5 protein-coding genes are annotated in these 15059 nt (G+C 74.0%); all 5 read left to right on the top strand.

Features of this window, described 5'->3' with window-relative positions; genetic code table 11:
- The first annotated feature begins 18 nt into the window (after nt 1–18).
- Genes AC0AIB_RS02310 through AC0AIB_RS02290 form a run of 5 tightly spaced genes read left to right on the top strand, consistent with a single transcriptional unit; the run spans nt 19 to nt 15040 of the window.
- On the top strand, nt 19–6198 hold the full coding sequence (locus AC0AIB_RS02310) for a type I polyketide synthase (RefSeq protein WP_465095889.1): 6180 nt from the start codon (nt 19–21) through the stop codon (nt 6196–6198).
- Between the two features lies 1 nt (nt 6199).
- Nucleotides 6200–12139, top strand: coding sequence for an aminotransferase class III-fold pyridoxal phosphate-dependent enzyme (locus AC0AIB_RS02305; protein ID WP_465095888.1), 5940 nt, complete (start codon nt 6200–6202; stop codon nt 12137–12139).
- Entirely contained in the window at nt 12136–13170 is a 1035-nt protein-coding gene (locus AC0AIB_RS02300) for an isopenicillin N synthase family dioxygenase (protein WP_328341922.1), read from the top strand. Before AC0AIB_RS02305 ends, AC0AIB_RS02300 begins: the two co-directional genes overlap by 4 nt.
- Nucleotides 13167–14174, top strand: coding sequence for an isopenicillin N synthase family dioxygenase (locus AC0AIB_RS02295; RefSeq protein ID WP_328341921.1), 1008 nt, complete (start codon nt 13167–13169; stop codon nt 14172–14174). The genes AC0AIB_RS02300 and AC0AIB_RS02295 overlap by 4 nt, the downstream gene beginning before the upstream one ends.
- Nucleotides 14174–15040, top strand: coding sequence for a 3-hydroxyacyl-CoA dehydrogenase family protein (locus tag AC0AIB_RS02290; protein ID WP_465095887.1), 867 nt, complete (start codon nt 14174–14176; stop codon nt 15038–15040). The genes AC0AIB_RS02295 and AC0AIB_RS02290 overlap by 1 nt, the downstream gene beginning before the upstream one ends.
- Nucleotides 15041–15059 lie beyond the last annotated feature (19 nt).

Here is a 15059-nt window from a genome sequence, read left to right as displayed (position 1 = left end):
ACGCCGGAGGGGGAGTACGTGAACGAGGCTGAGCTGCGTGAGGCGCTGCGACGGTCGGTCGCGGTCATCGACTCGCTCGAACGCCGCCTCGAACGGGCCGACCAGCCGATCGCCGTGGTGGGGATGGCGTGTCGTTTCCCCGGGGCACCGGACCTCGACGCGTACTGGCGGCTGCTCGTCGACGGGGTGGACGCCATCACCGACATCCCCGCCGACCGGTGGGACGTCGACCGCTACTACGACCCGGACCGGGCCGCGCCCGGCAAGATGTACAGCCGGCGGGGCGGATTCGTTGCCGAGGTCGACAGGTTCGACGCCGCCTTCTTCGGCATGTCGCCCCGGGAGGCCGGCCGCACCGACCCGCAGGCCAGGATGCTGCTCGAAGTCAGCTGGGAGGCGCTGGAGCACGCCGGGCAGTCACCGCAGCTGCTGCGGGGTTCCCGGACGGGGGTCTACGTCGGGTACGCCGAGAACGACTACGCGAAGCTGGTCGACCGGTTGACCGGGCGCAGCGGTGTGGTCGACCCGTACGACGCCACCGGCACGGGAGCGTGCTTCGCCTCCGGCCGGATCTCGCACGTGCTGGGCCTGCACGGCCCGAACCTGGCGGTCGACACCGGATGCTCCAGCGCGCTTGTCGCCATGCACCAGGCGATCGGGGCGCTGCGGGCCGGCGACTGTGACGTGGCGCTCGCCGGCGGGGTGCACCTGCGGCTCGCACCCGAGACCACGCTGGCCCTGGCCCGGACCGGCGCGCTGTCGCCGGACGGGCGGTGCAAGACCTTCTCCGCCGCGGCCGACGGGTTCGGGCGCAGCGAGGGCTGCGGGATGATCGTGCTCAAGCGACTGTCCGACGCCCTGGCCGACCGGGATCCGGTGCTCGCCGTCGTGCGGGGCAGCGCGGTCAACCACGACGGTCCCGCCAGCGGCCTGACCGCGCCGAACGGGGCCGCCCAGGCGGCGCTGATCGACGCGGCGCTGCGCCGGGCGGGTGTCGGCCCGCACGAGATCGGTTACGTCGAGGCCCACGGCACCGGCACGCTGCTCGGCGACCCGATCGAGGTCGACGCGCTCGGCTCGGTCTTCGGTGCCGTCGAGGGGCCGGTCTGGCTCGGCTCGGTGAAGTCGAACATCGGGCACACCGAGGGCGCGGCAGGCGCCGCCTCGGTGATCAAGACGGTGCTGGCCATCGCGCACGGGCTCGTCCCGCGAAGCCTGCACGCCGAACCGCCGAACCCGCACGTCGACTGGGCGGCGTCGCCGTTCGCCGTCCCGTCGGGCAACCAGCCCTGGCCGGCGGACCGCCGCTACGCGGGGGTCAGCTCGTTCGGGATGAGCGGCACCAACGCGCACCTCGTGCTCGGTCCACCCCCGCCCCGGGAGGCCACCACCGCACCCCGCCGTCCGGTCCGGGTGCTGCCCGTGTCGGCGCGTACGCCGGCCGCCCTCGCTGTCCTGCTCGACCGGTACGCCGACGCCCTGCGTGCCGACGTCGACGTCACGGCGCTGTGCCTCACCGCCGCCACCGGCCGGTCCCACCTGCCGGTACGGGCGGCGGTGACCGGCGAGACGGGCACCGAGCTCGTCGAGCGGTTGGTCGAGCGTCGGACCACGGCATCGGCCGCCCCGGCGCGGAAACCGACGGTCGCCTTCCTGTTCACCGGCCAGGGTGCCCAGTGGGTGGGCATGGGTGCGCAGCTCTACGCCACCTCGGCGGTGTTCCGGGCGGCGGTGGACGAGTGCGTGCCGGTGATCCGGGAGCTGACCGGCACCGACATCCGTACCGTCATGTTCGACGGTGCCAACGCGGACCTGGCCGACACCACCTGGACCCAGCCGGCCCTCTTCGTGCTCGGTCTCGGCCTGGCCCGGCTGTGGCAGTCGTGGGGGGTCGCCCCGGCGATCCTCGTCGGGCACAGCGTCGGCGAGCTCACCGCCGCCTGTGTGGCCGGCACGGTCTCCGTGCCCGACGCGCTGCGCCTGGTGGTCGCCCGGGGCCGGCTGATGGCGGGCGGGGCGGGCGCCGGGGTCATGACGGCGGTCGCCGCGGACGAGAAGACCGCCGCCGCCGCCATCGGTGATCTCGACCGGACGGCCGTGGCCGCGCTGAACAGCCCGCACGAGACGGTGCTCTCGGGGCCGGCGGACCAGGTCGAGCAGGCGGAGGCGCGGCTGCGGGCCGACGGGGTACGGGTGCGTCGGCTGGCGGTGTCGAACGCCTTCCACTCGCCACTGATGGCGTCGGCCGCCACCGCGTTCGCCGAGGTCGTCGCGGAGGTGCCGCTGCGCCGGCCACGGCTGCCGATCGTCGCCAACGTGCACGGCGTCGCCGACCCGGAGCTGCTGACCCGGCCGGCGTACTGGGCCGACCACCTGGTGAGCCCGGTGCGGTTCGCCGACGGGATCCGGCACGCCGCCGACGCGGGGGCCGACCTGCTGGTCGAGATCGGCCCGAAGCCGGTCCTGCTGGGCTTCGCCCGCGACTGCCTGGCCGATCGGGAGGGCGTGCGGTTCGTGCCGAGCATCCGCCCCGGGCAGGAGTGGTCGACCCTGGCCGCCGGCCTGGCCGAGTGCTACGAGCACGGGGTCGACGTCGACTGGCGGGCGTTCGAGGGCGACCACGACACCGTACGCGTCGCCGCGCCGACCTACCCGTTCGAGCGGGAACGGTACTGGCTGCCCGAGCCGCCGCCGGCCACCCGCGCGCAGCACGGTGTGTTCACCGATCTCGTCGAGGACACCGGGGACGGCATGCTGGTGGCCCAGGCCCGGCTCACCCCGGCGACCTCGGCCCTGGCGGAGCACCGGATCCACGGTGACGTGGTGGCACCGGCCGCCTTCCATCTGGCGGTGCTCCTCGACGCGGCCCGCGCCGAGGCCGGGGACCGGCACGTCGACCTCGTCGACCTGGTCTTCCCCGCCCCGCTCGCCGTGCCGGCGGAGGGCACCGTACGGGTCCGGGCCCGGCTGCACGGCCCGGCGGCCCGGCGGGAGTGCACGCTGGAGACGGTCACCGACGGCGGACCGGTCATCCACGCCGTCGGGCAGGTACGGCTGGGCGTCCCGCCCGACCTGGGCGAACGGCGCGATCCGGCGGTGCTCCGGTCCCGGCTCGACCGGGTCGTCGACCCGGTCGAGCTGTACGGGCGACTCGCGGCGGGCGGCGTCGACCTCGGGCCGACGTTCCGGTGGCTGTCGGCGGTACGGGTCGGTGCCGACGAGGCGTTCGCCGAGCTGTCGCCGCAACCGCACCCGCCGGCACCGCGCCCGGACAGCGTGCATCCCGGCCTCCTGGACGCCTGTTTCCAGCTCACCGAGGCGATGCGGGCCGCGACGGACACCGTGGCCCGGCTGCCCTTCGCGCTGGGCCGGCTCACCCTCGACGGCCCGGCCCTGCACCGGGCCCGGTACGTGCACGCCCGGCGGGCCGCCGACGACGCCTGGCACCTGACGATCCTCGCCCCGGACGGGGAGCCGGTCGGTCTCCTCGAAGCCTTCCAGGACCGGGTCGTCGACCGGGACGCCCTGGCCGCCCCCCGGTGGGAAAGCGGCTGGTTCGCCCGGCAGGAGTGGCAGCCGGCCGGGGCGGTCGACCCGGCCCGGCCGGAGCGACCGCTGCTGCTCGCCGAGGACACCCCGTGGGCGGCGGCGGTGGCCGGTGCACTCGGCTGCCCCCGACGTGACCTCGACGGCGATCTCGGCGAGGAGGGCGACCGCGCCGCCCACGTCGTGGTCGCGTTCGCGCCGACGGGTGACGACGCCAGGGCGACCACCCGGTTCCTGGACACCCTGCTCCGGCAGGTGCGCCGGCTGGGCGACCGGGACACCCCGCCCCGGTTGACCCTGCTGACCCGGGGCGGGCAGCCCGTCGACGCCACTGTGGTGGCACCGTCGCAGACCGCGGTCTGGGCCTTCGCGCGTACCGTCGCCGCCGAGTATCCCGACCTGGGCTGCCGGGCGGTCGACGTGGCGGACGAGGCGGACCTGGCCGAGGCCGCGGCCCGGATCGCCGCTGCGGACTCCGGTGACCGGCTGGTGATCCGCGCCGGCCAGGCCCACCGGGAGGTGTTCGCCGAGGTGGATCCGCCCGGCCCGGCCGGGCCGGCGCGGCTCGTCCTCACCTCCTACGGCAGCCCGGACGCTTTGACGACGGTCCCGCTCGACCGCCGGCCGCCCGGACCGGGCGAGGTCGAGATCGAGGTGCGCGCGGCGGGGCTGAACTTCCGCGACGTGCTCGTCTCCCTCGGCATGCTCGCCGAGCACTACGCCGACGACCGGGGCATCACCCGGGCCGCCGACGTCCCGCTCGGTTTCGAGTGCGCGGGGGTCGTGGTGGCGGTGGGGGCCGGGGTCACCGACCGGGCGGTCGGTGACGACGTGGTCGTGTACACCGAGCATGCCTTCGCCACCCACGTCACCGTCCGGGCGGAGCACACGGCGGCGCTGCCCGCCGGCATGAGTCACGCGCAGGGGGCGACGCTGCCGCTGGCGTTCCTCACCGCGCAGTACGCCCTGCACCACCTGGCGCAGCTGCGCGCCGGGGAGCGGGTGCTGATCCACGCCGCGGCCGGCGGTGTCGGGCAGGCAGCCGTCGCGCTGGCCAGGGCCGCCGGCGCGGAGGTGTTCGGTACGGCGAGCGCGCCGAAGCACGACGTCCTGCGGCGGATCGGGGTCGACCACGTGCTGGATTCCCGCAGCACCGACTTCGCCGACCGCGTCCGGGAACTCACCGACGGGCGGGGCGTGGACGTGGTGCTCAACAGCCTCAACGGGGAGAGCATCGCCGCCGGCCTGCGGTCCCTGGCCGACGGCGGCCGGTTCGTCGAACTCGGCCGGGTGGGCGTCTGGACCGCCGAGCAGGCCCGGCGGGTCCGCCCCGACGTGCGGTACCACCGGTTCGACTTCGGGGACGTCGCCGAGCAGGATCCGACAGTGGTCGCCCGCCTGTTCGCCGCTCTGCTGCCCCGGTTCGACACGGGCGAGCTGTCCCCGCTGCCGCTGCGTGCCTTCCCGATGACCGGGGCCGCCGAGGCGTACCGGTACATGCAGCGCGCCCGGCACACCGGCAAGCTGGTGCTCGTGCCGCCGACGCCTGTGGAACTCGCGGGGTCGGGGGTGCTGGTGACCGGTGGCACCGGCGCGCTGGGCCGGCGGGCGGCCCGGATGCTTGCCGACGCGGGCGCACGACGGATCGTCCTGATGGGGCGCGGCACCCCGCCCGACCAGGTGCTCGACGACCTGCGCGGGCGTGGCGTCGAGGTGGAGTTCGTCCGGGGCGACGTCGCCGTGGAGGCCGACGTGCGGCGGGCCGTCGCGCGTACCGGCACGCTGGGCGGGATCGTGCACGCCGCCGGTGCCCTCGACGACGGTGTCCTGCGCGGTCAGACCGCCGAGCGGTTCGCCACCGTCCTGCACCCCAAGGTGTACGGCGGGGCCGTGCTCGACCGGGTCGCCCGGGAACACCGCCCGGCGTTCTTCGTGGTCTTCTCCTCGGTCACCGCCGTCGAGGAACGCGGCGGTCAGGGGGCGTACGGCGCGGCGAACGCGTACCTCGACGGCCTGGTCGCCCGCCGCCGGGCCGACGGCCTGCCGGGGCTCTCGATCGCCTGGGGGCCGTGGGCGGGGGACGGCATGGCCGCGAGCCTGACCGGGCTCCGCAAGATCGACCCGGACACCGGTGCCGCCGTCCTGCGCCGGCTCCTCACCGCCGGCACCGCCACGCCCGCCACGGTCGTGGTGGACCCGAACCGGAGCCCGGCCGCGCCCCGGACCGCCGAGACCCGGACCGCCGCGTCGCCGGCCGCGCCCGTCACTGTGGACCGGCCCCGCACCCCGGCGGCGATGACCGACTACCTGGCGGGCGTGGTCCGCCGGCTCACCGGGCTGCCGGCCCGGGTGCCGCTCGACGACCGGACGCTCTTCGCCGAGGTCGGGGTGGACTCGCTGGTCCTCATCGAGTTCCGTCAGCGGATCCAACGGGACCTGTCGGTGTCGGTGCCGGCGTCGACGGTCTTCGACCACCCGTCGCTGGGGGAGATGGCCGGCCACCTGCTGGCCCTGCTGGCACCCCCGCCGTCCGCAGCCCCGGCACCGGGTGCCCGCCGGCCACCCGCCCGGGACCTCGACGAGGCGGACGCGGAGGACCTGCGCCGCATCCTCGACGAGGAGCTCGGGGAACTCGACGAAGGGATGGTGTGAGTTGTCGACGGAGAGTTCCGACGATCTCGACCGGCTGCGCAAGGCGGCCCGGACGATCCGCACCCTGCGCGCGTCCGTCGCCGAACTGCAGGGCGCCGCGACCAGGCCCGTCGCCGTCGTCGGCATGGCCTGCCGCTTCCCGGGCGCCGCCGATGTCGCGCAGTTCTGGGAGCTGGTACGGCAGGGTCGCAGTGCGATCGGGGACGTGCCCGCCGGGCGGTGGGACACCCCGCCGGTGGACGCGCAGGGGCGTCCGTGGCGGGCCCGGGGCGGTTTCCTGCCCGACCTGGACGGCTTCGACCACGGGTTCTTCAACGTCTCACCCCGTGAGGCCCGGCAGATGGATCCCCAGCAGCGCCTGCTGTTGGAGGTGAGCTGGCACGCGCTGGAGTCGTCCGGCCGGAACCCGAGGACACTGGCCGGGACCCGCACCGGGGTGTTCGTCGGCATCGCCGAGTCGGAGTACGCCCGGCTGGCCGAACGGCAGGGTGCCGGCAGCACGGCGATGTACGGCGTCACCGGCAACGCGTGCAGCGTCGCGGGTGGTCGGATCTCGTACCACCTGGGGTTGCGTGGTCCGAACATCTCCCTCGACACGGCGTGCTCGTCGTCGCTGAGCGCGGTGCACCTGGCGGTGTCGAGCCTGCGCTCCGGCGAATCCGAGCTCGCGGTGGTCGGTGGCGTCAACGCGCTGCTGCTGCCGGAGACGTTCACCGCCTTCATGGACGGTGGCGCGCTGGCCCCGGACGGGGTGTGCAAGGCGTTCGACGCCGCCGCCGACGGCTACGGCCGGGGTGAGGGCTGCGGCGTGCTTGTCCTCCGCCGGCTGGACGAGGCGCTCGCCGACGGCGAGGAGATCCTGGCGGTCATCCGGGGCAGCGCGGTGGAGCAGGACGGCCGGACCAACGGCCTGACCGCGCCCAGCGGGCTCGCCCAGCAGTCGGTGATCCGCTCGGCCCTGGCGAACGCGGGCGCGACCCCGGACGAGATCGGCTACGTCGAGACGCACGGCACCGGCACCGCCCTGGGCGACCCGGTCGAGGCGGACGCGCTCACCGCCGTCTTCGGCGACCGCTCGCGGCCGTTGCCGGTCGGCGCGCTCAAGGCCACCATCGGGCACCTGGAGGCCGCGGCGGGCATCGCCGGGCTGATCAAGACGATCCTGGTGCTGCGGCACGGGGAGATCCCGCCCGCCACCCACCTCCGCCGGCTCAACCCGCACGTCGACTGGGAGTCCACGCCGGTCACCGTGCCCACCGAGAGCACCGACCTGGCGGGCGAGCTGGCCGGGGTGAGTTCCTTCGGGTTCAGCGGCACCAACGCCCACGTCGTGGTGGGCCGGGCACCGCAGCGTGCCGTGCCGGTGGCCCCGGCCGGCGGGCACCGGGTGCTGACCCTGTCCGCCCGTACCCCGGAGGCGCTGCGGACGCTCGCGGGCGGGGTGGTGCCGGTGCTGGCCGCCGCGCAGACCCCGGAGGCCTTCGCCGACGTCTGCGCCGCCTCCGCCGCGTACGCCGGCGACCAGCACCGACTGGCGCTCTCGGCGACCAGCGGTGCCGCCGCCGCAGAACAGCTCGGCGGGCACCTCGACGGTCGGAAGGCCCGGGTCCGGCAGCGGGAAGCCAAGCGCCGCCCGGTGGTCGCGTTCCTGTTCGGCGGCCAGGGATCGCAGTACCCGGGCATGGGTCGCGGGCTCTACGCCGCCGACCCCGTCTTCCGGGACACCGTCGAAGCCTGCGACAGCTGGTTGAGCGAGCACGCCGGCTGGGAGGTCCGGCTGGTCGACCTGCTCTATGCCGACGAGCCGGACGCCCGGCTGGACGAGACCCGCTACGCGCAACCCGCCGTGTACGCCGTGGAGTGTGCGCTGGCCCGGGTCTGGCAGGCCCGGGGTGTCGAGCCGTCGGTCGTGCTCGGCCACTCCACTGGTGAGTTCGCCGCTGCGCAGGTGGCCGGGGTGTTCGGGCTCACCGAGGGCCTGTCCCTGGTGGCACACCGGGCCCAGCTCATCGACACCGCCACGGGTGGCCGGGGACGCACCGCTGCCGTCTTCGCCCCCGCCGCCGAGGTGGAGGCGGCACTGGCCGGGATCGACGAGGTCACCGTGGCCGCCTGGAACGGCCCACGGGAGACGCTCGTCGCCGGCCCCCGCGACGGTGTCGCCGCCGCCCTGGTCGCCTGCGGTGAGCGGGGCCTGCAACACCGTACGGTGACGGTGCCGCACGCACCCCACTCCCCGATGGTCGACGCGGTCACCGACGAGTTCCGGGCCTTCGCCGCCCGGCTGACGTACGCGCCCCCCACCGTGCCGCTCATCTCGAACGTGACGGGTGCCGTGGTGGACGGGATCGACGCCGACTACTGGTGCCGGCAGCTCCGCGAGCCGGTGAGGTTCACCGACAGCGTGCGGTCGCTCGTCGGACACGGCTGCGACGTGGCCCTCGACGTGAGCGCGGCACCGGTGCTGACGTTGCTCGGGCGGCAGAACTGGACCGGCACGCCCATCGTCTGGGCCTCGTCGCTGGTGCAGAACGTCGACGACGGCAAGCAGTTGGCCGCCGCCGCCGTGGAGTTGTACACGATCGGCGTCGACCTCGACCGGCACGGCCTGCACGGGCCAGGGAGGACCCCGGTGAGCATGCCCGGATATCCGTTCCAGCACAGCCGGCACTGGGTGGAGCCGGCACCGGCCCGCCCACCGGCGGACGCCGCACCCGTACCGCACCGGGTGTCGGCAGCAGCGGCGCTGCCGACACCGGCGGTGGTGCCCGGGTCGGCGGAATCCGGGCCGGCGGTGGTGTCCGGGCCGGTGGACGATCCGGGCCGGTTCGTCGTCGAGCAGCTCGCCGACTACCTCGAGACCGAGGCGGACCTGTTGTCGCCGACCGCCTCGTTCCTGGAGCTGGGAGCCGACTCGCTGGTGATGGCCCGGCTCGTTCAGGACGTCAACGACCGCTACGGCGTGCGGCTCAACGTGGGCCAGCTCTTCGAGGGGCTGGACAGCGTCACCGCCCTCGCCGACGACCTCCGGGCGCACGGTCGTCCGCCCGCACCGCAGCGGCCCACGGAGCCGGCCGTGCCGGTCGGGCAGGTGGAACCGGCCGGGCCGGTGGGAGAGCTGGAACCGGTGCGGCCGACGGCGCAGCCGGGTGCCGACGGCGGGCTGCGGGAGCTGGTCCAGGCGCAGATCGCGCTGATGAACCGGCAGCTCGACCTGCTCGGCGGCGCCCCGGTGCCCGCCGCGCCCGCCCCCCGGACGCCGGGGACGGTCGACCGGACGGCGGCACGCTCCGGGCCGCCCCCGTCGCCGGTCGCCGCCGGGGTGCCGACAGTGGCGAAGGCCGCCCGGTCCGAGCTGACCGACGAGCAACGCCACCACCTCGACGAACTGCTCGACGCGTTCACCGCCCGGACCGCCGGGTCGCTCGAACGGGCGCGCACGCACCGGGCGTACCGGGTGGACACCCGGATGCGGACGGTACGCCCGGAGACCCGGCGGGCCTGTTATCCGATCGTCGCGGACAGCGCCGCCGGATCGCACCTCACCGACATCGACGGCAACGACTACGTCGACCTCGCGATGGGCTTCGGGGTGCTGCTCTGCGGGCACGATCCCGAGTTCGTCGCCGAGGCCGTCGCCGAGCAGGCCGCCCGGGGGATCTCGGTCGGTCCGGTGGTCGACGGCACCGACCAGGTGGCCCGGCTGTTCTGCGAGCTCACCGGCAAGGAACGGGCCTTCTTCACGGTCAGCGGCACCGACGCGGTCCGGGGCGCGTTGCGGGTGGCCGCCGCGGCGACCGGCCGGTCCCGGTTCGTGATGTTCGCCGGCTCGTACCACGGTCAGGACGACCGGGTGCTGGCCCTGCCCGACGTGCACGGCGACCCGCTCGTCTCGGTGCCGATGGCGCCCGGCATCTCGCCGTCGGCCGCCGCCGACGCGCTGATCCTGCCCTACGACAGCGAACGGTCGCTGAGCATCATCGAGGAGCACGCCCACGAGCTGGGCGGCGTGCTCGTCGAGGCCGTGCAGAGCCGGAACCCGGGCGTACGGCCCGAGGCGTTCCTGCGCCGGCTGCGTGAGATCACCGCACGGACCGGCGTTCCACTGATCTTCGACGAGGTGATCACCGGGTTCCGGGTCAGGCTCGGCGGCGCGCAGGAGTGGTTCGGCGTCGAGGCCGACCTCGCCGCGTACGGCAAGTGCATCGGCGGTGGTCACCCGGTGGGGGTGGTCGCCGGTGCGGCCCGCTACCTGGACGCCGTGGACGGCGGTGCCTGGCAGGACGGCCCCGGCCAGGCGGTGCCGGAGACCACCTACATCGGCAGCACCTTCGAGAACCACCCGGCCACGGTGGCGGGGACGCTGGCGATGCTCAGGCACCTCCGCGAGCAGGGTGGCGCCCTCCAGGACCGGTTGAACGCCGAGACCGAATACCTGGCCACCACGTTGAACACGATGTTCCGCCGGGAGGGTGCGCCGATCCGGGTGCTGCACTACGGGTCACTGTTCCGGTTCACCTGGAAGGGCAACGCCAGCTACGCCTACCAGCCGCTGGCGATGGAGGTGTTCCACTTCCACCTGCTGCTGCGGGGGATCTACCTCTGGGAGGGCCGGACCTGCTTCCTGTCGACCGCGCACACCCGGGCGGACGTGGAGCGGGTCGTCACCGCCGCCACCGAGGCCGTGCTGGCCATGCGGGGCGGTGGGTTCGTCACCGACGAGGTTCCACCGAGGGTCGCCCCGGCGCAGGCGGCGCTGCTGGCCCGGTCCGCCGCCATGCCCCAGGCCCCCGACTGGACGGTGGCCGAGGACGTGGAGCTGTCCGGTCCGGTCGACGTCGGGGCGCTGCGGCGGGCGGTCGACTCCGTCGTGGACCGGCACGAGGCACTGCGCGTGGTGTTCCGCGACGGTCGGCCGCTGCGCGGTACGCCGCCGCAGCTGGAGGTCGTCGACCTCGACGGGACGGCGCAGTCCTACGCCCACTGGTGGCAGGACCTGCTCACCGCGCCGTTCGACCTCGCCACCGGGCCGCTGACCCGGTTCCTCCTGGTCGAGGGCGGCGGGGAGCGGCACCTGGTGTTGCACGCCCACCACCTGGTCTCCGACGGCATCTCGATGACCGTGCTGCTCGACGAGTTGGCGGCGGCGTACGGCGGCACCGGCCCGACCGGGCCGACCGTGCAGTACACCGACCACCTCGCCCAGCTCGCGCTGCGGGACGTGGCGGGTGGGCGGGCGTACTGGCAGGCGGCCCTCGCCGGGGTCTCCCCGTACTCCGCGCCGGTCGGGCAGGACGACGCGGGCGGCCGGCACTTCGCGATCGTCGACGCCGAGCTGACCGCAGCGGTGCACAAGGCCGCGCGGGAGTTCGGCAGCACGCCGTTCCAGGTCCTGCTCACCGCGTACGCCCTCGTGGTGCACCACCAGTTCGGTACCGACGACGTCGTGATCGGGGTGCCGGTGGCGGGGCGCGACTATCCGCGTGGTGTCTCCGTCGTCGGCTACTGCGCCGAGATGTTGCCGATCCGCAGCCGGCTCGACCGCGACGGCACGCTCCAGGACCACCACCGTGCCCTGCGGCAGTCGGTGCTCGACGGCCTCGCGCACCAGCTGCCGCTCGCCGACCTCGCCGACCTGCTGGGCGGCGACGGGGTCTTCCCGCTGCGTACCGTCTTCAACCTCGACCACGCGGTGGCGGAACCGCAGTTCCAGGGCCTGTCCGCGCGGTTCCGCCCGGTACCGGCCCGCGCGGCCCTGGTCGACCTCCGGTTCGACCTCATCGAGTCGGGTGACCACATGCAGTTGACTGTCGACTACCGCACGGACGTGTACGACGCCGCGCAGGTGGCCGACTGGACGGATCGTCTCGTCGCGACGGTGCGGGCCGTCGTCGCCGGTCCGCACACTTCGCTACGACAGATCGAGGAGGTGACATCATGAGGATTCCGACCGTGCACATCGGTGCGCTGGCCGCCCACGACCCTGATGCCGTCACGGCGGTACGGCAGGCGACGAGGCAGATCGGCCTCTTCTACCTCGACCTGCGACCCGGGATCGGCGCGGAGACCTTCGAGGACCTGTTCGGCGAGACGCGCCGGTTCTTCCACGCCCCGGACGAGGTCAAGTCGGCGATCAGCGTCCGGCACTCGCCGCACTACCGGGGCTTCGTCGCGCCGCGTGAGGAGTCGACCAACGGCATCGCGGACCTGAAGGAGTCCTGGGAGTTCGGACGGGAGGCGACCCCGCCGGCCGACGTCGAGCCGCAGGACTGGTTCGTCATGTACGGCGGGAACCAGTGGCCCGACCCGGCCCGGCTGCCCGGGTTCCGGCCTGCCGTGGACCGCTACACGGAGTGGGTGTCGCAGGTCGGCCGGACCGTCGTCGAGGCGCTCGCCCGGTCGATGGGGCAGCACGACGTCCTCGGCAGGCCCGACTCGGCCTTCGGCGAGGACCTGCACTGGTTCTCCCGGCTGATCTACTACCGGGACACCGACGAGTACCGGGGGGAGGACGTCCGGCTCGGTGAGCACACCGACAGCGGCATGCTCACGGTGAGCATCCAGGACTCCGACGGCCTCGAGGTGCGTACCCAGGACGGCGAGTGGCTGCTGGTGTCGCCGCCGCCGGGCGCGTGTGTCGTCTTCACCGGCGAGCTGATGGGGTTGTGGAGCGGCGGTTACTACCCGGCCTGCCGGCACCGGGTGCACACCGACAACCTGCGCGGCGACCGGGTGTCGGTGATCTCCTTCTTCATCCCGGAGCTCGGCAGCGTGTTGCGTCCCATCGACCCGGCGGAGGCGGTCGCGGCGGAGGGCACCGACGTGGCGGTCGCGGTCGCGGCGGACAACCCGTGGCTGCGTCCCGGTGAGAAGGGCGACGCCGTCGAGCCGTTCGTGGTCGGCGAGCGCGAGTGGGCCCGGGTGCACGAGATCTTCCCCCGCAGCGCCGACCAGCAGGAGGTGGCGAAGTGAGCAGGCAGCAGACGTTCCACGAGGTCCCGGTCATCGACGTGGGTGCCCTGGTCGTCCCGGATCCGGACCCGCAGGCCCTCGACGAGACGGTACGCCGCATCGGCGACGCCTGCCGTGACGTCGGGTTCCTGTACGTGCGCAACCATGGTCTCCCCGATGGTCTCTCCGAGCGGATGATGGCGCAGACGCGGGCCTTCTTCGACCTGCCGATCGAGGAGAAGATGAAGCTCCGGCTCGGTCAGACGAGCCAGTTCCGCGGTTACATCCCGATGCTCGCCGAGGTGACCGCCACCAAGCGGGACTACCACGAGTGCCTCGACCTCCAGCCGCTGTCCGGCCGGGACGCCGAGACCATCGCGGCAACGAAGAGCGCCCGCGCCGGCCGGCATCCGCTGGACGACCCGGACCAGTGGCCGACGGCCCTGCCCGAGTTCCGGCCGGTGATGATGGAGGCGTGGACGTCGCTCACCCGGCTCGGCGAGCAGCTCGCCACCGGGATGGCGCTCAGCCTGGGCCTCGATGCCGGGTTCTTCCAGAAGTACGCCGGCGACGAGCTGTGCGACCTGCGCCTGTCGCACTACCCGCCGTTCCAGCCGGACCGCAGCCTCGACGACGTCGAGTTCGGTATGGGCGCCCACGTCGACTACGGGTTCCTCGCGATCGTCCAGCAGGACGGCGTAGACGGACTGGAGGTCCGCAACCCGGACGGCGAGTGGGTCAACGCGCCGCACATCCCCGGCACGCTCCTGGTCAACATCGGCCTGATGATGCAGCGCTGGACGAACGACCGCTACACCGCCACCTGGCACCGGGTACGGTTCCCGGGCGGGCGGCACCGCTACTCGATGCCGTTCTTCTTCGAGCCCGCCTTCGACGCGGTGATCGCCCCGGTGCCGGAGTGCTGCGGCGAGGACGACCCGCCGCACTACGAGCCGGTGCAGTTCGGCACCTGGGTCGTGGAGCAGTTCTCCACCGCGTACGACAACAAGGAAGACCAGGCGTGATGGGCGAGTCAGCAGCGGTGCGGCGGCGCATCGGCGTGGTGGGGGCGGGCGCGATCGGCACCAGTGTCGGGGTCGACTTCCTGCTGCACGGCTTCGAGGTCGTCTTCGTGGACCGCGACGAGCAGACCCTGGCCGCGGCGGCGACGAAGGTGGCCGAGGGGGTCCGTTTCGCGCCGGTGCTGCGGCCGGGCCTCGGCCGGTTGTCCCGTGCCGAACTGGCCGAGCGGGTCCGGTACACGGTCGACCTCGGCGAGCTCGCCGGCTGTGAGTTCGTGGTGGAGAACGTCACCGAGGACTGGGCGGTCAAGCGGGACCTGTACGCCCGGCTCGACGCGGTCCTGCCACCGCAGGTCGGCATCGGGGTGAACACGTCGAGCATCTCGATCCAGCGGCTGGCGGCCGAGACGACCCGGCCGGAGTGGATCATCGGCATCCACTTCATGAACCCCGCCTACGCCACCGAGGCGGTCGAGGTGATGCGGGGCGGGAACACCTCGGACGCCTGCCTGGCGTACGTCGGGGAGCTGGTGCGGTCCCTCGGCAAGCAGGCGATCGTGGTGGGCGACTTCCCGGGCTTCGTCAGCAACCGCGTCTCGCACGTCTTCTTCAACGAGGCGGCCCGTCTCGTGCAGGAGGAGGGGGTCGAGCCGACAGTCGTGGACCAGGTGTTCAAGCGCTGCTTCGGGCACACCATGGGCCCGCTGGAGACGGCGGACCTGATCGGCCTGGACACCGTCGTACTCACCCTGCGGCACCTGCGGGAGAGCACCCGGCAGGACCGGTACGAGCCCTGCCTGCTGCTGGAGCAGAAGGTCGCCGACGGCGAGCTGGGCCGCAAGGCGGGCCAGGGGTTCTACCGCTACTGAGCGTCGCTGCCGGCCGGGC

This window comes from Micromonospora sp. DSM 43699 (assembly GCF_055517075.1).
The sequence above is the reverse complement of the archived record's forward strand: the minus strand, read 5'-3'. Positions and strand labels throughout refer to the sequence as shown.